The organism is Streptomyces sp. NPDC059828, assembly GCF_042731955.1.
In the GTDB taxonomy this organism is placed as follows: domain Bacteria; phylum Actinomycetota; class Actinomycetes; order Streptomycetales; family Streptomycetaceae; genus Streptomyces.
Genome location: NZ_JBHWIW010000002.1, coordinates 184,749 through 200,763 on the forward strand (window position 1 = coordinate 184,749; position 16,015 = coordinate 200,763).

The 16,015-nt window shown below is 68.8% G+C and carries 32 protein-coding genes; 29 read left to right on the top strand and 3 right to left on the bottom strand.

The window, feature by feature from the left end; genetic code table 11:
• Position 1: 1 nt before the first annotated feature.
• The 9 genes from ACFV6V_RS01880 (at position 2) to ACFV6V_RS01920 (ending at position 4,791) form a co-directional block, all read left to right on the top strand.
• Positions 2-352 carry a hypothetical protein gene (locus tag ACFV6V_RS01880; RefSeq protein WP_385557582.1) on the top strand — a complete coding sequence of 117 codons (351 nt, stop codon included), beginning with the start codon at positions 2-4 and terminating at the stop codon, positions 350-352.
• Complete coding sequence (locus ACFV6V_RS01885) at positions 349-612, top strand: hypothetical protein (RefSeq protein WP_385557584.1); 264 nt, start codon at positions 349-351, stop codon at positions 610-612. The genes ACFV6V_RS01880 and ACFV6V_RS01885 overlap by 4 nt, the downstream gene beginning before the upstream one ends.
• Entirely contained in the window at positions 609-1,004 is a 396-nt protein-coding gene (locus ACFV6V_RS01890; RefSeq protein WP_385557587.1) for a hypothetical protein, read from the top strand. Before ACFV6V_RS01885 ends, ACFV6V_RS01890 begins: the two co-directional genes overlap by 4 nt.
• 94 nt (positions 1,005-1,098) lie before the next feature.
• Complete coding sequence (locus tag ACFV6V_RS01895; RefSeq protein ID WP_385557590.1) at positions 1,099-1,317, top strand: hypothetical protein; 219 nt, start codon at positions 1,099-1,101, stop codon at positions 1,315-1,317.
• A 100-nt stretch (positions 1,318-1,417) separates the two neighbouring features.
• Entirely contained in the window at positions 1,418-2,284 is an 867-nt protein-coding gene (locus ACFV6V_RS01900) for a PD-(D/E)XK nuclease-like domain-containing protein (RefSeq protein WP_385557593.1), read from the top strand.
• The gene (locus tag ACFV6V_RS01905; protein WP_385557596.1) at positions 2,281-3,165 is read left to right on the top strand and encodes a hypothetical protein; all 885 of its coding nucleotides are present in this window, start codon (positions 2,281-2,283) and stop codon (positions 3,163-3,165) included. Before ACFV6V_RS01900 ends, ACFV6V_RS01905 begins: the two co-directional genes overlap by 4 nt.
• Before the next feature lie 80 nt (positions 3,166-3,245).
• The gene (locus tag ACFV6V_RS01910) at positions 3,246-3,617 is read left to right on the top strand and encodes a hypothetical protein (RefSeq protein WP_385557598.1); all 372 of its coding nucleotides are present in this window, start codon (positions 3,246-3,248) and stop codon (positions 3,615-3,617) included.
• Positions 3,614-3,853 (top strand): hypothetical protein, encoded by a 240-nt coding sequence (locus ACFV6V_RS01915; RefSeq protein ID WP_385557600.1) that lies wholly within the window; start codon positions 3,614-3,616, stop codon positions 3,851-3,853. Before ACFV6V_RS01910 ends, ACFV6V_RS01915 begins: the two co-directional genes overlap by 4 nt.
• Positions 3,850-4,791, top strand: coding sequence for a hypothetical protein (locus tag ACFV6V_RS01920; protein WP_385557603.1), 942 nt, complete (start codon positions 3,850-3,852; stop codon positions 4,789-4,791). Before ACFV6V_RS01915 ends, ACFV6V_RS01920 begins: the two co-directional genes overlap by 4 nt.
• 48 nt (positions 4,792-4,839) lie before the next feature.
• Here the strand turns inward: ACFV6V_RS01920 and ACFV6V_RS01925 are convergent, their stop codons facing one another.
• Positions 4,840-5,040: a hypothetical protein gene (locus tag ACFV6V_RS01925; RefSeq protein WP_385557606.1), complete on the bottom strand. Its 201-nt coding sequence runs from the start codon at positions 5,038-5,040 to the stop codon at positions 4,840-4,842.
• 91 nt (positions 5,041-5,131) lie between these two features.
• Here ACFV6V_RS01925 and ACFV6V_RS01930 point away from each other — a divergent pair, with 91 nt between their 5' ends.
• From ACFV6V_RS01930 to ACFV6V_RS02005, 16 genes are all read left to right on the top strand, one after another.
• Positions 5,132-5,644 (top strand): GIY-YIG nuclease family protein, encoded by a 513-nt coding sequence (locus ACFV6V_RS01930; RefSeq protein WP_385557609.1) that lies wholly within the window; start codon positions 5,132-5,134, stop codon positions 5,642-5,644.
• Between the two features lie 34 nt (positions 5,645-5,678).
• Entirely contained in the window at positions 5,679-6,674 is a 996-nt protein-coding gene (locus ACFV6V_RS01935; protein ID WP_385557612.1) for a hypothetical protein, read from the top strand.
• A complete protein-coding gene (locus tag ACFV6V_RS01940; RefSeq protein WP_385557614.1) occupies positions 6,671-7,387 on the top strand; it encodes a hypothetical protein in 717 nt (238 codons plus the stop codon). Before ACFV6V_RS01935 ends, ACFV6V_RS01940 begins: the two co-directional genes overlap by 4 nt.
• The gene (locus ACFV6V_RS01945) at positions 7,384-7,689 is read left to right on the top strand and encodes a hypothetical protein (RefSeq protein WP_385557617.1); all 306 of its coding nucleotides are present in this window, start codon (positions 7,384-7,386) and stop codon (positions 7,687-7,689) included. The genes ACFV6V_RS01940 and ACFV6V_RS01945 overlap by 4 nt, the downstream gene beginning before the upstream one ends.
• Complete coding sequence (locus ACFV6V_RS01950; protein ID WP_385557620.1) at positions 7,686-8,015, top strand: hypothetical protein; 330 nt, start codon at positions 7,686-7,688, stop codon at positions 8,013-8,015. The genes ACFV6V_RS01945 and ACFV6V_RS01950 overlap by 4 nt, the downstream gene beginning before the upstream one ends.
• Positions 8,012-8,281 (top strand): helix-turn-helix domain-containing protein, encoded by a 270-nt coding sequence (locus ACFV6V_RS01955; RefSeq protein WP_385557623.1) that lies wholly within the window; start codon positions 8,012-8,014, stop codon positions 8,279-8,281. The genes ACFV6V_RS01950 and ACFV6V_RS01955 overlap by 4 nt, the downstream gene beginning before the upstream one ends.
• Before the next feature lie 80 nt (positions 8,282-8,361).
• Positions 8,362-9,381, top strand: coding sequence for a hypothetical protein (locus tag ACFV6V_RS01960; RefSeq protein WP_385557626.1), 1,020 nt, complete (start codon positions 8,362-8,364; stop codon positions 9,379-9,381).
• 30 nt (positions 9,382-9,411) lie between these two features.
• On the top strand, positions 9,412-9,642 hold the full coding sequence (locus tag ACFV6V_RS01965) for a hypothetical protein (protein WP_385557629.1): 231 nt from the start codon (positions 9,412-9,414) through the stop codon (positions 9,640-9,642).
• Between the two features lie 68 nt (positions 9,643-9,710).
• A complete protein-coding gene (locus tag ACFV6V_RS01970; RefSeq protein ID WP_385557632.1) occupies positions 9,711-10,043 on the top strand; it encodes a hypothetical protein in 333 nt (110 codons plus the stop codon).
• Positions 10,043-10,495: an XF1762 family protein gene (locus tag ACFV6V_RS01975; RefSeq protein ID WP_385557635.1), complete on the top strand. Its 453-nt coding sequence runs from the start codon at positions 10,043-10,045 to the stop codon at positions 10,493-10,495. Before ACFV6V_RS01970 ends, ACFV6V_RS01975 begins: the two co-directional genes overlap by 1 nt.
• Positions 10,492-10,725 (top strand): hypothetical protein, encoded by a 234-nt coding sequence (locus ACFV6V_RS01980; RefSeq protein ID WP_385557638.1) that lies wholly within the window; start codon positions 10,492-10,494, stop codon positions 10,723-10,725. Before ACFV6V_RS01975 ends, ACFV6V_RS01980 begins: the two co-directional genes overlap by 4 nt.
• A 2-nt stretch (positions 10,726-10,727) precedes the next feature.
• The gene (locus ACFV6V_RS01985) at positions 10,728-11,078 is read left to right on the top strand and encodes a helix-turn-helix transcriptional regulator (RefSeq protein ID WP_385557640.1); all 351 of its coding nucleotides are present in this window, start codon (positions 10,728-10,730) and stop codon (positions 11,076-11,078) included.
• Positions 11,079-11,224: 146 nt separating this feature from the next.
• Positions 11,225-11,644: a hypothetical protein gene (locus tag ACFV6V_RS01990; RefSeq protein ID WP_385557643.1), complete on the top strand. Its 420-nt coding sequence runs from the start codon at positions 11,225-11,227 to the stop codon at positions 11,642-11,644.
• Positions 11,641-11,940, top strand: coding sequence for a hypothetical protein (locus ACFV6V_RS01995; RefSeq protein ID WP_385557645.1), 300 nt, complete (start codon positions 11,641-11,643; stop codon positions 11,938-11,940). Before ACFV6V_RS01990 ends, ACFV6V_RS01995 begins: the two co-directional genes overlap by 4 nt.
• The gene (locus ACFV6V_RS02000) at positions 11,937-12,320 is read left to right on the top strand and encodes a hypothetical protein (RefSeq protein ID WP_385557648.1); all 384 of its coding nucleotides are present in this window, start codon (positions 11,937-11,939) and stop codon (positions 12,318-12,320) included. Before ACFV6V_RS01995 ends, ACFV6V_RS02000 begins: the two co-directional genes overlap by 4 nt.
• A 36-nt stretch (positions 12,321-12,356) precedes the next feature.
• Entirely contained in the window at positions 12,357-12,995 is a 639-nt protein-coding gene (locus tag ACFV6V_RS02005; RefSeq protein WP_385557650.1) for a hypothetical protein, read from the top strand.
• A 49-nt stretch (positions 12,996-13,044) separates the two neighbouring features.
• Here the strand turns inward: ACFV6V_RS02005 and ACFV6V_RS02010 are convergent, their stop codons facing one another.
• Together ACFV6V_RS02010 and ACFV6V_RS02015 are read right to left on the bottom strand one after the other, a co-directional pair.
• Positions 13,045-13,509 (bottom strand): DUF6907 domain-containing protein, encoded by a 465-nt coding sequence (locus ACFV6V_RS02010; RefSeq protein ID WP_385557653.1) that lies wholly within the window; start codon positions 13,507-13,509, stop codon positions 13,045-13,047.
• Positions 13,510-13,600: 91 nt separating this feature from the next.
• Entirely contained in the window at positions 13,601-14,101 is a 501-nt protein-coding gene (locus ACFV6V_RS02015; protein ID WP_385557656.1) for a GntR family transcriptional regulator, read from the bottom strand.
• A 192-nt stretch (positions 14,102-14,293) separates the two neighbouring features.
• Here ACFV6V_RS02015 and ACFV6V_RS02020 point away from each other — a divergent pair, with 192 nt between their 5' ends.
• From ACFV6V_RS02020 to ACFV6V_RS02035, 4 genes are all read left to right on the top strand, one after another.
• Positions 14,294-15,049, top strand: a complete 756-nt coding sequence (locus ACFV6V_RS02020; RefSeq protein WP_385557659.1) for a GntR family transcriptional regulator — start codon at positions 14,294-14,296, stop codon at positions 15,047-15,049.
• A gap of 144 nt (positions 15,050-15,193) precedes the next feature.
• Complete coding sequence (locus tag ACFV6V_RS02025) at positions 15,194-15,421, top strand: excisionase family DNA-binding protein (protein ID WP_385557662.1); 228 nt, start codon at positions 15,194-15,196, stop codon at positions 15,419-15,421.
• Positions 15,421-15,576: a hypothetical protein gene (locus tag ACFV6V_RS02030; protein ID WP_385557665.1), complete on the top strand. Its 156-nt coding sequence runs from the start codon at positions 15,421-15,423 to the stop codon at positions 15,574-15,576. Before ACFV6V_RS02025 ends, ACFV6V_RS02030 begins: the two co-directional genes overlap by 1 nt.
• 35 nt (positions 15,577-15,611) lie before the next feature.
• A complete protein-coding gene (locus tag ACFV6V_RS02035) occupies positions 15,612-15,797 on the top strand; it encodes a hypothetical protein (protein ID WP_385557667.1) in 186 nt (61 codons plus the stop codon).
• Positions 15,798-16,015 lie beyond the last annotated feature (218 nt).

A 16,015-nucleotide genomic window follows, 5' to 3' on the forward strand; every position in this document is an offset into this window, starting at 1 on the left:
CGTGCACACCACCACCCGTGCCTTGCACGACATCCTCGAAGACGCCGCCGACGCGATCGCCCGAAACGGCTACTGCAAGCACTACCTGTACTCGACCACCCAGGCCGAGAACGGACTCCCGCTGAACAAGTGCTCGGTCGACGTCATCGGCGCAATCAACATCGCCGTCCACGGCACACCCCGCTACGTCGGCGGAGACCCCCTCGTCGCTGCCGCGGAGACCGCGATCCAGGTCCGCATCACCGCCCCGTCCGTCGCCGCCTGGTGCGACTACAAGGGCAACGGCAAACAGCAGGCCATCGCCCTCCTGCGGGACACCGCAGCTGAACTCCGGAAGGAGGGCCAGCGGTGAGCCAGCCCATCCAACTGACCGCAGGGATCATCACCGAGGTCGTGTTCCTCGCCCCCGACCGACCGCACACCACGCCCGACGAGCGCGGGTGCCCCGACTGCGAACAGCCCGCCTACGACTCCGGATGCGACGCCGACGGATGCAACGGCTGGGGCTGCCCCGACTGCGGCACCGGCTGTGACCTCGACTTCGTCGCCGTCGAAGACGGCGGACGCTGCGCCTCCCAGTACGAGGACGTTGACGAGGAGGCGGAGTCATGAGCCTCACCATCCCGTGGCTGCACGTCGGCAAGCACCGCCTCAGCCCACGGCAGCTGATCCAGAAGATCGGCCGGCTCGAGCGGGCCCTCGACCGCGCCAAGTGCGACGGCATGGACCTCGCCACCCAGGTGTCGGAGCTGAAGGCCGAACGGAACCGGCTTAAGGCCGAGCTCGACCAGGTCGTCATCGAGCTGGGCGACATGCACGTCGAACTCGCCGCCCAGACCGCCGAGCTCCTCCAGCTGCGCGCCTTCAAGGCCAACGTCCTCGCCGTCGACGCACCCGCCGGGCACCGCGACATCGACCCCGGCGACGCCCCGACCCATCCCCAGGGCATCGGCGTCATGCCGCTCTGGGAAGCGCTCGGCATCCCCGGCCAGCGCGCCGCCTGAGACCGCGTCGGCTGGCGCATCAACCGCGACCGCCAGCCGGCGCCACCAACTTCGCCCGCCTCGCGCGGCAGGCATCACACCCAAGGACACGCACATGAACATCCGCATCCGCCGGTGGCACTTCGAGTGGCACCAGCGCGCGCTCTACATCACTCGCCTCCCCGACCCGAAGTGCCCCGACTGCGACGGCCATGGCGCGGTCACCGAGGAGACCGCATTCGGACCCGAGTACGACTACTGCCACTGCTGGGACCCGACCCCCGTGGTTCGCATCCCGCTCTGGTTCCGCCGCACAGAGAGCGTCCCCTTCTGATGGCGCCCCTGACGTGCGATCGCTGCGGCGACGAGAACGGGCCCTTCGACAGGCGCAGCGGCCTCTGCGAAGACTGCGCCGACGAGACGGACGGCGGCCAATGACCGCCGCCGTCGAGGTAGAGGCGCCGGCGCTCGGGATGCATGACGACCTCAGCAACGAGGCGTACCACGCCGACAAGTCGAGCCTCTCCTCGTCCGGTGCCCGCAAGCTCCTGCCCCCGTCCTGCCCCGCCAAATTTCGGTACGAGCAGGACCACCCCCAGCCCGCCACCAAGATCTTCGACTACGGCAACGCCGCCCACAAGCTCGTCCTCGGCAACGGTCCCGAGCTCGTCGTCGTCGACGCCGACAAGTGGAACACCGACGCCATCCGCGCCGAGGTCGCCGCCATACGAGCCGACGACGGCATCCCCCTCAAGCAGCACGAGATGGACATGGTCCAGGCCATGGCCGCGGCGATCCGCCAGCACCCGCTTGCTGCCGCTCTCCTCGACCCCGCCTATGGGGCGCCCGAGCAGTCCGGGTTCTGGATCGATCCGCCCACCGGTATCCGGCGCCGCGTCCGATTCGACTGGCTCCCGTCCATCCAGAACGGCCGCCTGATCATCCCCGACTACAAGACCACCACCGACGCCAGCAACGACGCCATGCAGAAGGACATCGAGAAGTACGGCTACAACCAGCAGGCCGACTGGTACGAGGACGCCGCCCGCGCGCTCGGCCTCGGCGGCGACGACGCCGAACTCCTCCTCATCGCCCAAGAGAAGAAGCCGCCGTACCTCGTCAACGTCATCGGCATCGAGTTCGGCTCCCGCCTGATCGGCGGCGCCAAGAACCGCGCCGCGATCAACACCTTCGCCGACTGCACCACCACCGGCCACTGGCCCGGCTACGCCGACGACGAGCCCAACTACCTCGCCCTCCCCGGCTACGCAGAAAACCGCGACAAGGAGATCTACCTGTGAACTTCCCCGCCCAGATGCCCGCCGCCCAAGGCCCCGACCGCGTCGGCCAGGGCACTGCTGTCGAACAGTCCCGCGCCGTCGCCGAAGTCCAGGCCGCCATCTACGTGGCCCGCCAGTTCCCCCGCGAGATCAGCCGCTCCCGCAACGCCATGCAGTCCGCGTGCGGATCCCTCGCCCTCGCCAACAAGGCCTTCTACCGCTTCCCCCGAGCTGGGGGTGCCGTTGAAGGATCCTCCATCCACCTCGCCAAGATGCTCGCCCAGACCTGGGGCAACATCCAGTACGGCGTCACCGAGATGCGCCGCGACGACGAGTACCGCCAGTCCGAGATGCAGGCCTGGGCCTGGGACGTCGAAGCGAACACCCGGCACGTCCTCACGTTCATCGTCCCCCACGCCAAGTTCGCCGGCGGCAAGGTCAAAGCCCTCGAAGACCTGCGGGACATCTACGAGAACAACGCCAACAACGGTGCCCGCCGACTCCGTGAAGCGATCTTCGCGACGATCCCGGACTGGTTCATCGAGGAAGCCGAAGAGCTCTGCCGGGAAACGCTGAACAAGGGCGACGGCAAGCCGCTGACCGACCGCATCGACGGAGCCATCCAGGTCTTCGCTGGGCTCGGCGTCACCGCCGAACGACTCGAGCAGAAGCTCGGCCGCAAGCGGGACCAGTGGACCGGCGCCGACATCGCCCAGCTCCTCATCACCCACAAGTCGATCCAGCGCCGCGAGATCGCCGTCGACGACGAGTTCCCGCAAGCCCGCATCACCGCCGCCGAGATCAAGAGCAACGCCGACAGGGCGAAGAAGCAGGCACCGCCGGACGACGACCCATGGGCCGGCCAGAACGTCGCCCAGCCCGGCACCAAGCGCGCCTCATAGTCCGCACGACTCGGGGCCGCTCTCGCCCAAATCGGGAGCGGCCCCACCCCCTCAGTGAACCACCCCGATCGGAGACCGTCATGACCCGTCGCCTCACACCGGCCGAGCGTCTCGCCGCCGCCGACAAGGACATGCTCCTCACCGACATCGCCAGCACGTCCGACTGGGACCGCTTCCTCGTCGAACAAGCCGTCTACCACTTCGGCCTTCAGCACGACGAATGGTCCTGCAACCAGCTAAGGGAAGTCCTCCCAGACCTCGCCCACGGCTTCCTCGGCGCCGTCATCAACGGACTCCGACAGGCCGGAATCATCGAACACACCGGCAAGTACGTGCCCTCCACCAGCCCTGCCACCCACGGGCATCCGATCGCGGTCTGGCGGATGAGTGTCAAGGGCCTCGTCATAGCCGAGCAGCGCCGCGCCGCACGCAAGCAGCGGAGGGCCGCATGATCTCCGTCCTCGTCTTCTTCGCCGTGTGCGCCGCACTGTGGGCCGCCGTCTCCCTGTACGCCGCCCTCACCTGGGACCGGCCCACCCGCACACACGACCAGGTATGGGCCGACGTCGAAGCCGTCCGCCTCGAGCGGTTCCTCGAACAGCACACCCAGCACCCCGAGCTCGACGCCCAGCTCGACGACTACGCCCGCCGCATCACCAACCTCTACCCGACCGGAGGGGACAAGTGACCACCGACCAGGCGCTCCGCGACGCCAAAACCCGATGGATGCGACGCCGGCGCCGCCTCATCAGCTACGGCCAGTGGCAGCCATTCGTCCAGGCGCACCCCGTTCGCGAACACGTCCTCGCCATCCGCACCACCGGCATGAGCCTCCCCAACCTCGCCACCGCCGCCGGTGTCCCCCTCGGCACCCTCGACTACCTCATCTACGGCGACACCAACTTCCCACCCGCTGAAAAGATCCGGCCCGAAACAGCCGAAACCCTCCTCGGCTACTGGCCCACCCTCGACGACTACGTCGACCGAGCCGTCATCGATGCCACCGGCACCCGCCGCCGACTGCGCGCCCTCGCCGCCATCGGCTGGCCCGTCAAGGCCATCCACAAGCACATCGACATCGTCACCGTCTCGACGCTCGAGCGCGCCCGCTACAGCCAGCAAGTCACGGCACGCCTCGCCCGAGCCGTCCGCGACTTCTACGCCTGGGCATCAGCAGGAACCGCCGAACGATACGGCGTCACCGGATGGGTCGCCGCCCGCTGCCGCAACGCCGCAGTGGCCGACAACTGGGAAGGCCCTCCCGTCTGGGACGACGACACGATCGACGACCCGAACGCGCACCCCGAGTGGACCGGCTACTGCGGCACCGACCGCGGCTACTGGGTCCACCGCAACCAGCAGCTCCCCATGTGCGGGCGCTGCCAGCAAGCCCACGACGACTGGCTCGCCGACCACGCACACCTCCCCGGCCGCGACCGCAGCAAAGCCCTCTTCGCCGCCCGCGCCACAGCCAGCGCCCGAGAAGCCGACCTCGCCACCGACGCCCGCGAACTCATGCGACTCGGCGCCGACTACGAACAGACCGCCGAGCGCCTCCGCGTCACGCGCCAGCACCTACAGCAAGCGCTCATCCGCCACCCCGAACAGCTCGACACCGCCGCCTGAACGCACGACAAAGCCCCGCCACAAGGCGGGGCAGGAGGAGGGGAGATGTCAGGACTTCGGCTGGGGCGCGATCTTCGCAACCCACTCGCGGGTGAAGCCGGTCAGCTTCGCCATATGCGACGGGCCCTTGCCCTCGGCGCGCCCCTTCACCAGGAGGACACGCAGCTCTTCGTCGGCACGCTTGAAGGCTTCTTCGGCCTTGGTGCGCTTCTTCGCTGCGGCCTGAATCTCCATGTCGAGGGTGTCCATGCAGCACATGGTTGCACAACTCTCTGTGGTCGCGCCACGTGTACGCGCAGCGTGGTCGCGAATCTCAACCGCGAACGGTATTCTCACACTCATGACCCTGAGAGTCACACACTTTCCGCTCCGGGCACTCGACCGCGCTGCGCCGACGAAGCGCTTCCTCGCCCCGGAGGCCAAGCGCCCAGAGTGGCCTGGATCGCACAAGTTCCACTACGTCTACCGCTTCTACGACAGCGACCTGCAGCCGTTGTACATAGGCCTCACCAGCGGCTGCGCCTCACGGTGGGACCAGCACCGCAAGCAGTCCGAGTGGTGGCCGCTCGCCAAATACGTGGCCGTGTCCTTCTACCCGTCCTACAAGGACATCCAGGTCGCGGAGAAGGCCGCCATCCGCAACGAAAAGCCTCGCTACAACAAGCAGTTCGTTCGCGGGCCGGCCAACACGTCACTCCCGCTGCATGGGTCAGCAGAAGCGGCGGCGGCCCGGCTCTTCCGGGACGCGTCACGCGAGTTCATCCACGAACTCGCGCAGCTCCTCGCGCAGCCCGATCGCTTCCCGCAGCCAGCACCGCCACCGCCAGCTCGGTTCGCTGACGACGCGAACTAGCCAGCCTCATCCGTACCGCCAGAAGGAAGCCCCGATGCCCTGGTTCAAGATCGACGACAAGGCGCACTCCCACCCGAAGTTCATGCGGGCCGGGAACGCTGCGCTCGGTCTCTGGCTCCGGTGCGGCTCCTACTCCGCCCAGCACCTCACCGAGGGCATCGTGTCCGGCGTCGTCGCCCAGCTGTACGGCACCGCCCCGCAGGCCGCCAAGCTCGTGAAGACGGGCCTCTGGCACGAGCACGGCCACGAATGCGTCCGCTGCCCTCAGCCGAACCCTGGCGACTACGTCATCCATGACTTCTTCGAGGGCGGCCGGAACACCACCCGCTCCCAGCACGAGGCGAACAAGACGGCCGCCGCAGAGCGGGCCGCGAAGAGCCGCGCCGCAAGAAAAGGCTCCGGAATGGCCGACGAATCCTCTGCGAAAGCGGATCGATTCGAAGACGAATCGAAGACGAATCCTCCTCGAAAAGACCCCCATTTTTCAGGCTCCAACGCAGGTCAGGGGGGTCTGTCACACCGCACGCCTGCTGACGGTGTCACACATACCCATGCCACTACCACGCCTTTGCCAGGAAGTTCCTTCGGAACTTCCTCTGCTGCAGCAGCGCGCGAGGCCGAATCGGACATCCGTTCCTGGGACACCCTCGGCGACCTGAAGCGGGCCATCGCAGCAGCCGGCATCGCCGGCGTCAGCTGGAACCTCCAGGCCTCCCAGATCGAACGCGCCCGCCAAGTCCGGGAGCGCGTCGGCGTCGACGCCATGGTCGCCATGGCCCTCAGCAACGCCAGGTACCGCGGCGCCCCCGGCAAGGCCAGCGCCTGGCTAGCCGACTGGGAGTCCCTCGAGCCCGAAGCACCACAGCAGGCAGGCGACGACCTGTCGCCAGCCGCTCTCGGCAGCAACGTCGTCCGGCTGCAACCAGGACTCCAGCGCCCCGCCACATCCGACCTCCGCACCCAGCAGGCCATCGAGACCGGCCGCCGCCTCCAGGCCCTTGCCGACGCCCAGAACCAGGAGACCCAGTGATCAGCTACGAAGAAGCCGGCCGACTCCTCGGTCTGGCCGCAGCCCGCGACCAGCGCACCGTCGGAGACGCCGACGTCCTTGCCTGGCATGCCGACCTGAACGCTGCAGGCATTGCCTTCCAGGACGCCACCGCTGCCCTTACCCGCTTCTACGCCGTTGAGATGGCCGGCCTCGAGCCCGAGGCCCGGCGACGTGTCACCACCCCCGACGTCATCAGCATCGCCCGCAAGATCCGCAACGAGCGGCTGGCGAACTTCGTGTACGAACCCCCGCCTGGCGAGCGAGACCCGAACTACCTCGCCCGGCTCCGCGGCCAGATCGGCGAAGTCGCCAGCGGAGACCGGCCCGCCCTGACCGAGCGCCCGGCGATTGCTGGCGGACCGAGCGAAGACCTGGCCCGTGTCCTCGAAGGGGTTGGGCGCCGAGTTCCCAAGGAGCCCGGCGAGGAAGAGCCGCCGGAAGTCGTCGAGGTTCGCCGCCCTGGCCCGCTCGGCGTCGAGTGCCCGGTCTGCCGGGCGGCCATAGGCCGGCCGTGCCGGGTGGAAATCGGCGGCAAGCGACGTGAACTCCGCAAACCCCACGCTGCCCGAGCTCGGGTGGCTACTGGCGGCCCGGCCGAGCTCGAGTCCCCCGAAGAGATCGAGCGCCGCCGAGCCGCATCTGCCGCCCGGCTCAACGCCCTCACCGAATCCGACCAGGAGGAAGCCTCATGACCCGCCATTCCGGTGCCCCGATGCCCGACTCCATCCGCCACTTCGTGCGCGCTGGCCAGCACCCGGCCCGGTCCGTGCCTTGCCCGCACTGCGGGGCTGCCGCGCACAAGCCGTGCGTCGTCCCGTCCCGCGGGGTCGACCTGGCCCAGCCGCACCCGCAGCGGATCTCCGACTGGGCCCGCGCCACGGCCTGCTGCCCCCAGTGCCAAGTCGAACCCACCATCGCCTGCCACGACGAAGGCCGCGCCCGCACCACCGTCCACGCCCGCCGCTACCAGGAAGCCGAGGAAGTCGCCGCATGAACACTCAGCCGCTCGAAGCCCGCTGCGACCACTGCAAGCAGCAGCGCCCGCTGTTCCTGTACGAGCCGGACCACGACTTCCACCTCACCGGAATCACCTGCGAATGGTGCGCCCGCGATAGGCAGCCGCTGCTCTGCACCCGCTGCTGGAGCGCCGAGAAACAGCGCGAGGAGAGCGACCCCGGCGACCCGCAGGACAACGCAGCGGGCGCCGCGTTTGCACAGATGGTGCAGAACAACGCCCGGCACATCGCCCGGCAGGAAGCCGACAAGGTCGCCCTCGACGGAATCGCTGAGGCGACCAAGCGGGCGGAGGCCGGGTCATGAAGTTCCGTGCCGACATCGCCGCCCTGATCCACGAGGGCCACACCGACGCGTCCATCGCCCGCCGCCTCGGCTGCGGACGCTCCACCGCGTGGGAGACGCGCCGAGCCCTCAGCCTCCCGCCGTCCCGCTTCATCGGCCGGCAGCTCGCCGAAGCCTTCCCCACCGGACAAGTCCACGACTACCGGCCCGACCGGATGCCCACCTCACCCGCACAGCAAGCCGCCAACCAAGCCCGGCTCCTCGCCGCGCTCAAGGAAGCCGCGTGACCGGCCCCGCCCGCCCGTGCGGCACCGCCACGACCAGCCCCACACCCGCCGCCGTGCAACGAGTGCCAGAAGGAGACGCAGTGAGTGCCCAGCCCGCCTTCCGCACCCTGAGCCTTGGAGCGGGGGTACAGTCCACCACCCTGTTCTTCCTCGCCGCTGAGGGTCGTATCCCCAGGCCCGATGTCGCGATCTTCGCGGACACCGGCTGGGAGCCTGCTGCCGTCTACGCCCATCTCGACCGGATCGAGCGGGAGATTGCCCAGCCGGCCGGGATTCCGATCCTGCGCGTCACGGTCGGCGACATCCGCGCCGACGCCCTCGACCCGGCACACAAGTTCGTGTCCATGCCGACCTTCACCATCGGCCCCTGCCAGGTCTGCATCCCACGCGGAACCCTCGGGTCAGTGTTCAACCTGACCGCCGAGATCGACGGCAAGGAGTACACCGACTACACCGGCGTCTGCCCACGCTGTAAGGGCCGCGGCACCCAGCACGGCATGGGGCAGCGGCAGTGCACCCCCGAGTACAAGATCCGGCCCATCAAGAAGAAGGTGCGGGAACTCCTCGGCTACCCGCACCCCATGAGCATCCCCGCCGACGTGCACGCCGAGCAGCAGGTCGGGTTCTCCCGCGACGAGCTCGGGCGGGTCAAAGACTCTGGCCTGCGCTACCTGCGGTCCGTCTTCCCGCTCCTCAGCCTCGAGGGCGCCGCCGACGGACGGCAGGGCTGGACCCGGGCCGACTGCCGCCGCTACCTGAAGGCCCACGGCTGGGAGTCGACCCCCAGGTCCGCATGCGTCGGCTGCCCTTTCCGCGGCAACCGCGAGTGGCGCGAGATGCGCGACGAGCGGCCCGCCGAGTGGGCTGACGCCGTCGCCTTCGACCACGCCCTGCGCGCCATACCGCGCGCCGACGGGATTCGCGAATACCTCCATGCCTCCCGCGTCCCGCTCGATGAGGCCCCCATCGGCCGCGTCACCAGCCACGAGTGGAAGTCCCGGCAGACCGACATCTTTGGGCAGATCGCCGACGCCGAGCTTGAGCTGGGCAATCCCGACGGCTGCGGGCCGTGGGCCTGCCGATCCGGTGCCGCCGCCTAGCCCCTCCCGCCCCAACCCGAAGGAGACCCGATGTCGTACCCGCCCGCTGATGACCGTCTCCGGCATCTCATCGCCCAAGAGCTCAACCCGCACGTCGACAGCTGGAAGTTCGCCTTCTGGCTGGCAACGGGCCTCATGAACAACTCCGAGATCCGCGAGGAGCTGGAGCGGATCGTGACCGCTCACGCGAACAACGAGCCCTGCGGGGACCGCAACTGCAAGTCATGTTGGCGGGCCCACTTCGCCACCCCTGCCCCGTAACCGCCGGACGGCCACGTCCCGAGGCTCAGTCGGGGCGTGGCCGCACCACCACCGTAGAGGAGACGACCATGACCCACACACCCGAGCCCGCCGTCCAGGCCGTCGAGTACACCGTCAACTGCATCCCCGAGGGCGACATCAACGCCCACGGCTTCGAGATCCGGGTCCAGTACCGGGGCGCCGGCAGGTACGCCGTCATCCGCCACGGCTCATGCCTCGGCGACGACGGCACATGGGACTTCGGCGTCAAGGAGTACGACCGCGGCGACGACTGGCTCAACGCCCACCGCTTCGACCTCGAGACCGCACTGAAGCTCGCGAAGGAACAGGCACCCCACGTCACCGTCAACGGCTACACCGTCGCCGACGCGCTGGCCATGGGCGAAGGGGGGCAGCCCTGATGCCGCTCCACCTCGTGCCGGTCCGATTCCGCGACGCTGCTGCCTTCGTTGCGATGTGGCACCGGCACAACCCGCCGCCCGTCGGCATGATCTTCGCGGTTGGCGCCGCCGACGACGAGGGGACCCTTCGCGGAGTTGCGATCGTCGGCCGGCCCGTCGCCCGCCACCTCGACGACGGCCGGACCCTCGAAGTCACGCGCACCGCCACCGACGGCACCCGGAACGCGAACAGCCTGCTGTACGGCGCAGCGTGGAGGGCAGCTAAGGCCCTCGGGTACACGCGGCTGATCACCTACACGCAGGGCGGCGAGCCCGGCGCGAGCCTCCGCGCAGCTGGCTGGCGCGTGCTCGCCCAGCGCCCGCCGCGGTCCGGCTGGAGCTGCCCCTCACGGCCGCGTGAGCAGCACGGCGCCGAGCACATACCGCGGACTCTCTGGGAGGCCGCCCCGTGACCGCCCTGTGGGATGCGGGCCCGTGTTTGTGGCCGGATGACGCCGAGCTCGACAGGCAACTCGCGGCGATGGAGGCCGAGCGCGCGCACCTCGACCTCCACGGCCCGCCCACCCGGCGCCCGTCCGGATTCGAGTCGGACCCGTGGCACGGCTACGCCCGACCCGCCACAGCATCGGCCCGCCGCTTCGACCCCTACCAGCCCATCAACGACGTCCTGGAGGAGCTGTGACCGTGCCGCTGTCCGCCCGTGAGCGGGACATCCTCCGCGCTGCTGCTGACGGCATCGCCTACCGGAAGCTTGCCAGCGAGTGGGGGATCGCCGAGGTCACCGTCCGCGTGTACGCCCACAGGCTCCTCGACAAGCTCGGCGCCAAGTCGATTGCACACGCGGTGTTCCTCGCCTGCCGGGCCGGGATCCTCGACGGCCAGCCGCAACGCCACGGCGACCACCCCGGCTACATGGCCCACGTCCGCCGCGGCGAAGACCCTTGGGCGTGCACGAAGGGCTGCCCCGAGGGCGAGCGGGCGTACCGGGCGGAGAGACGCCGAGCCCGCCGCGAAGCGAAAGCCGCAGCCGCGTGAGCCCGCAACAGGGCCGTGGGCGTGGCTGTGCGCCCGTCTGCGGCCCGCAAATGCCCGAAGCGGCCCCAGCCCCGCCGGGCCCTCTACGGGGCGCTCAGAGCCTCGACAGCGCCCGTCGACACCAACGTCACTCGAAAGGAACCGAAATGACCCAACCCGCCGAGCACTGCGGCGATACCCCAGCCCCGCCCCCGGCCGACGTCCGCGACCAGATCGCGACGGCGGTCCGGACCGTCGACATCGACTACAGCAACCTCGTCATGGGCGCAGGCCAAGGACCCGTCGACGACGACGAAGCCCACGCCCTCGCCGACGCTGTCCTGCGGGTGCCCGCCATCGCCGAAGCTTTCGAACGGGCGGAGGAAGCCGAAGCCGCGCTCGAACTGTACGGACTGCTGTACCGCCGCGCCGAAACAGGCCACCGCCGACTCGAACGCGTGCGCGCTGAGTGCGACCGGATCGAAGCGGCGGTCCGCGCTAACCCGACCAGCCCGGACTTCGACGGCGCCTACCTCGCCGCCATCGGACACATCCGCCGCGCCCTCAACCCGCAGGAGCAGCCGTGACCGACCTCGTCCACGGTCTCCTCGTCGCCGCCCTCGTCGGCATGTACATCGGAACCGTTCAGCGTCAGGACCGGCACATCCGCTACCTCCGGGCCCTCGCCGGGCCCCGCGACTACTGGAACACCCGCTGCCACCACTGCCGGAAACGCATGCGGGACGCCAACTCCATCGCCGAAATCCGGCCCGGAGCCGTGCCCGGTAGCACCGTCCACACCGTCTGGCACCTGAGCCGCTCGGCCTGTGCCGAAGCCCACCAGCGGGCCGTACAGCCGCGCGCCGACAAGGAGCCGTCGTGAGCAGCACCTACCGAATCCTCTGCCTCTCCCACGACCCAGCCGTACTCCACGGCGAATACCGCACCCCCGAAGACGCCACCCAGCACATCACCGAAGGCGTCGAGGGACACCCAGCCTGCGACCTCCTCATCGGCCGCTACTCATACCCCCTCGTCGAAGCAGGCTGCCCCGCCTCCCGACACCAGCCCGCCAAGCTCACCTGCCGCCACGGAGACACCGTGTGGGCACAGTCCGACGTACTCCGCCTCCTCGTGGCCGCCTACCAGTCCCACGACGAAATCGTGCGAGCAGCCGTCAAGCCCTTCGAAGGCCGCTGCTGGACACAGGAGCGACTCCACCGACTCCGCGACGAACTCGGCGCCTGGCCGCCCTCCGCCTAACCCTGCCCCGCCCGCACCGCCCGAACGGAGAACGCCGTGACCACCGCCTGCGCCAAGTGCCGAGCCAACCTCTGGGACGACGAGATCGCAGCCGGCCGCCGCGCCTGCTGCCGCTGCGAGCGCACCGCCTTCGATCAACTCCGCGCGCTCCCCGCACTCTTCCGCCGCATCGACCAGACCAGCGCCCTCATCAAGGGCAGCGGCATTGGCGTCATAGGCAGTCCGAACCGAGATGCCCCCGCACCAGTGAAGATCGGCGTGCTGAGCCTGACCGTGAACGGCGGCGTCGTCACCCAACTCCAGGCCATCGAAGACTCCTGGCGCGCCGCCCTCGCCTGGTCCATGGGCGCATCCCGCCACCCGTCAGACATCGACGGCGCCACCACATTCCTGAGTAACAACGTGCGCTGGGCCTGCGAGAACTACGACGAGATCGCCGACGATCTCAAGAAGATCGGCAGCCTCCACGGGCAACTCTCCAGCATCGACACCGGCACCCCGCCACCCAAGCGCTTCGAGGTCTACTGCGACACCACGGACTGCGGCGGCGTCATGCGCGTCACCATCAACACGGAACGTGCCACCTGCCCCGACTGCGACACCGAGTACGGCAAGACCGAGATCGGATTCCTCGACAGCCAATACGGTCCCAACCCAAACAAGCACGCCGCATAGACAAAGCCGCCCCACCCGATCTGGGTGGGGCGGTCTCTTTGCGTGTGGGTCAGCGCGCGGTGCGGTACGCCTGGCGAGTACGCACCAGCTGGGCGTGCGCCTTCCGCATCGCCGTCACCCGAGCCTCCAGTACGCCGATGACATGCTCGAACGCGTCCGGGTCGAGGTCCTCGATCCAGCAGTCCTGCATCAGCTCCACACAGACGTGCGGCAGGCGGGCAGCCACGTTCTTGTCAAAAGGCCTGACGTTCAGCGTCCACGACAAGACGTTGACCTCCTCCGGAGTGCCGTGCTCGTTGACCGGCAGAGTCACGTCACGGCTCGTCGTCTGGCACCAGATGTCATCCGGGTGCGTCGGCGTCTCGATGTCCTGACTGTGGTCCGACGTGCAGCCCTCCATGCAGGTGACGGTCAACAGCTCGCCCGACGGGTACGCGATGAACGACCACGTCCGGGATGCGTCGGCGCCGACCTCAGTAGAGACGACCGGGCGCTCAGGAAGTACAGTGGTCATGCTGATTCCTTCACTCTAGATGGATCACTGATCAGCGGACGGCAATCCGCTGGTAGAACAGGCCGGGCGTTCCAGCGCCCGGCCGTTCGCGTTACTGGGGGATGCTCGTGACGTAGGTGCCGTCGCCGGGACGCCAATCGAGAACGCCCTCCGAGCGCAGGTTGCCCACGGCCGTCTGAACCACGGTTCTGCTGACGGATGCGGCCTCCATGAGAACCTCGAATGACGGGATGCGGTGCCCGACTGACCACCGGCCGCTTCGAATCTCGGCACGGATGCGTTCCGCGAGAAGCCGATACTTCACGCCTCCTGCGACGGGCTGCCAAGCCGTGCGGTCGAATGGCACGGCGTAGTTGTATGTGCTGTTGTGGCGCGGTCGTTCATCTCTGATCGCCTCCGCTTCCGCAACCTCAGCCGACGTGCGGTCGTCGTGCCACTCCAGCGAGTAGTTCGCCGCCTCCGACCACCAGGCGTGCTGCCGTCGGTGGCTGAACCAGCGATACTCAGGGCGCTCGCTGATCCCGATGTAGAGGAGGTCCCCTTCGATGTTGCGGATGCGGTAGAGCGCGGTACGACCCGTGTGAGCAGGCATGCGGTTCTCCCTTCAGGCATGCCGGTGCTGCTGTCGATTCGCTCGCTGTGATGCGTCGACTACGGAGCACCGTAGCTCTCTAGAGCAATCCATGGCTAGTCGCTTGCGGTAACCCGCGCGGACCAGACTCCCGGCCAGTGCACTACAGCGGGTAGCTTTGCTATGGAGAGGTCAGTCATCTAGGGAGGTCACGTGCCGCGCAAGTCCGGCGAACCGCTGAAGTACAAGGAGATCGCCGACGATCTGCGCAGGCGCATCGACGGCGGAGAGTATTCACCCGGGGAGCGCCTCCCCTCCGAGAGGGACCTTGCCGAGTCCTATGGCATCGCGCAGGGCACGATGCGCCAAGCCCTCGCGGTGCTAAGGAATGAAGGCATCTTGGCCTCACGGGTCGGGTCCGGCTGGCGAGTGCAGGAGTGGCGCCCAATCGTCCGGAACGGCCTAAAGCGTCTGAAGGCTGAGCAGTGGGGGGCGGGTAAGTCCATCTGGCAGGTGGACGTCGAGGACCGGGACCTGACGCCAGAGCACGTCAGCATTGAGCACCTGCCGGCCGACGCGGCCGTCGCTGCCGCGCTGGAGCTGGAAGAGGGGGACTTGGTCTATCGGCGCGATCGGCGCTACCGGCTCGACGGAGTGCTGGTGCTGCACTCGACGGAGCACTTCCCGGAAGACCTTGCACGCGGGACGCGGATCACTCAGGAGGACACCGGCCCCGGCGGCGTCTACAAGCGCCTCGAGGAGGTCGGCCACAAGCCTGTCGACTTCCAGGAAGACTTTCAGTTCCGCCCGGCGCTGCCGCCCGAGGCGAAGAAGCTCAGCCTCGCGGTCGGCGCGCCAGTGGTCGAGGTGGTGCGGTATGCGTCGGACGCCTCCGGCCGGGTAGTGAGCGTCAACCGAATGATTCTGGACGCAACGCGGTACATCTTCCGGCATCAGTTCACCGCCTGACCTGCGACATCTGAGCCCCCGCCGTCACGGCGGGGGCTTTTTTGGTGTCCGAATCCCGCGCCAATCGATATAGAGCGATTGATTGCATCAAAGCAATCTGCTTCTATGGAGTGGTCAGCCCAGCCGACCGCATGGGAGCGCCACATGACGCCAACTTCTGCTGCTCCCGCGAGCGGCTACCTCACCACCGGACAGGCCGCGAGCCTCATCGGCTCCACCTCCAACTACGTCCGCGAGCTCATCCACGCCGGACACCTCGACGCCATCGACATCGGCACTGGCGACCGTCCCCGCTTCCGGGTCGCCGCCGAGTCCATCGACAAGTTCAAGACCGCCCGCGCGGTCACCCCGTCTCAGAAGGAGGCCGCGTGATGTCCACCCCGACCCCCATCCCCTCTCGCCGCCTGATCGCCGTCGGCATGAAGCGCGGCTCCGGCCCGCTGCTGATCGCGGCGCCGATGTCCGACGCCGACCGCGCCGCCCACGAGGCCAGCTCCTACGTCCGTCGCCCCGCGAAGGCCGCGTGATGGCCGGCCGTTTCGACACCCCGTCCAGTGCTGGCGTGGTTCTGGCTGCCGCGCTCCGTGGCTACGAAGACGGTCCGCGCGAGCTGCGGGTGATCGTGCAGACGAAGGACGGGACGTTCGACCTGGCCGTCGACATCACCGTCGCCCGTGTCGTGGAGATCGTGGCCCGGCTGGAAGGTCGACCGTCCATCCCGCGCCCTCGCCTGCGGGTCGTGTCGTGACCCGGCGTGAGGCGAAGGCTGCGGCTCACGCCCAGCTGGCCGCCCTGACTCGCAGCAAGCAGGAGTCCGCGCGGGCTGCTGGTGAAGCTGCCGAGCGGGCCCGGTATCTCGCGGACTGCGCCCGCAGCGCACGCCGCCTCTAGACCGCCGGTCCGGACGGGTGATCCCACATCCCCCGCGGCCCCGCCCGGACCGGCACTCCATCCCATCCGCTTGAC

Coding starts and splice junctions, on each gene's coding strand:
- ACFV6V_RS01895 (WP_385557590.1), top strand. CDS start 1,099: ATGAACATCCGCATCCGCCGGTGGCACTTCGAGTGGCACCAGCGCGCG.
- ACFV6V_RS01890 (WP_385557587.1), top strand. CDS start 609: ATGAGCCTCACCATCCCGTGGCTGCACGTCGGCAAGCACCGCCTCAGC.
- ACFV6V_RS01950 (WP_385557620.1), top strand. CDS start 7,686: ATGAACACTCAGCCGCTCGAAGCCCGCTGCGACCACTGCAAGCAGCAG.
- ACFV6V_RS02015 (WP_385557656.1), bottom strand. CDS start 14,101: ATGCCTGCTCACACGGGTCGTACCGCGCTCTACCGCATCCGCAACATC.
- ACFV6V_RS01935 (WP_385557612.1), top strand. CDS start 5,679: ATGCCCTGGTTCAAGATCGACGACAAGGCGCACTCCCACCCGAAGTTC.
- ACFV6V_RS02030 (WP_385557665.1), top strand. CDS start 15,421: ATGTCCACCCCGACCCCCATCCCCTCTCGCCGCCTGATCGCCGTCGGC.
- ACFV6V_RS01970 (WP_385557632.1), top strand. CDS start 9,711: ATGACCCACACACCCGAGCCCGCCGTCCAGGCCGTCGAGTACACCGTC.
- ACFV6V_RS01915 (WP_385557600.1), top strand. CDS start 3,614: ATGATCTCCGTCCTCGTCTTCTTCGCCGTGTGCGCCGCACTGTGGGCC.
- ACFV6V_RS01945 (WP_385557617.1), top strand. CDS start 7,384: ATGACCCGCCATTCCGGTGCCCCGATGCCCGACTCCATCCGCCACTTC.
- ACFV6V_RS01955 (WP_385557623.1), top strand. CDS start 8,012: ATGAAGTTCCGTGCCGACATCGCCGCCCTGATCCACGAGGGCCACACC.
- ACFV6V_RS01965 (WP_385557629.1), top strand. CDS start 9,412: ATGTCGTACCCGCCCGCTGATGACCGTCTCCGGCATCTCATCGCCCAA.
- ACFV6V_RS02025 (WP_385557662.1), top strand. CDS start 15,194: ATGACGCCAACTTCTGCTGCTCCCGCGAGCGGCTACCTCACCACCGGA.
- ACFV6V_RS02010 (WP_385557653.1), bottom strand. CDS start 13,509: ATGACCACTGTACTTCCTGAGCGCCCGGTCGTCTCTACTGAGGTCGGC.
- ACFV6V_RS01975 (WP_385557635.1), top strand. CDS start 10,043: ATGCCGCTCCACCTCGTGCCGGTCCGATTCCGCGACGCTGCTGCCTTC.
- ACFV6V_RS01910 (WP_385557598.1), top strand. CDS start 3,246: ATGACCCGTCGCCTCACACCGGCCGAGCGTCTCGCCGCCGCCGACAAG.
- ACFV6V_RS01900 (WP_385557593.1), top strand. CDS start 1,418: ATGACCGCCGCCGTCGAGGTAGAGGCGCCGGCGCTCGGGATGCATGAC.
- ACFV6V_RS01925 (WP_385557606.1), bottom strand. CDS start 5,040: ATGGACACCCTCGACATGGAGATTCAGGCCGCAGCGAAGAAGCGCACC.
- ACFV6V_RS01930 (WP_385557609.1), top strand. CDS start 5,132: ATGACCCTGAGAGTCACACACTTTCCGCTCCGGGCACTCGACCGCGCT.
- ACFV6V_RS01990 (WP_385557643.1), top strand. CDS start 11,225: ATGACCCAACCCGCCGAGCACTGCGGCGATACCCCAGCCCCGCCCCCG.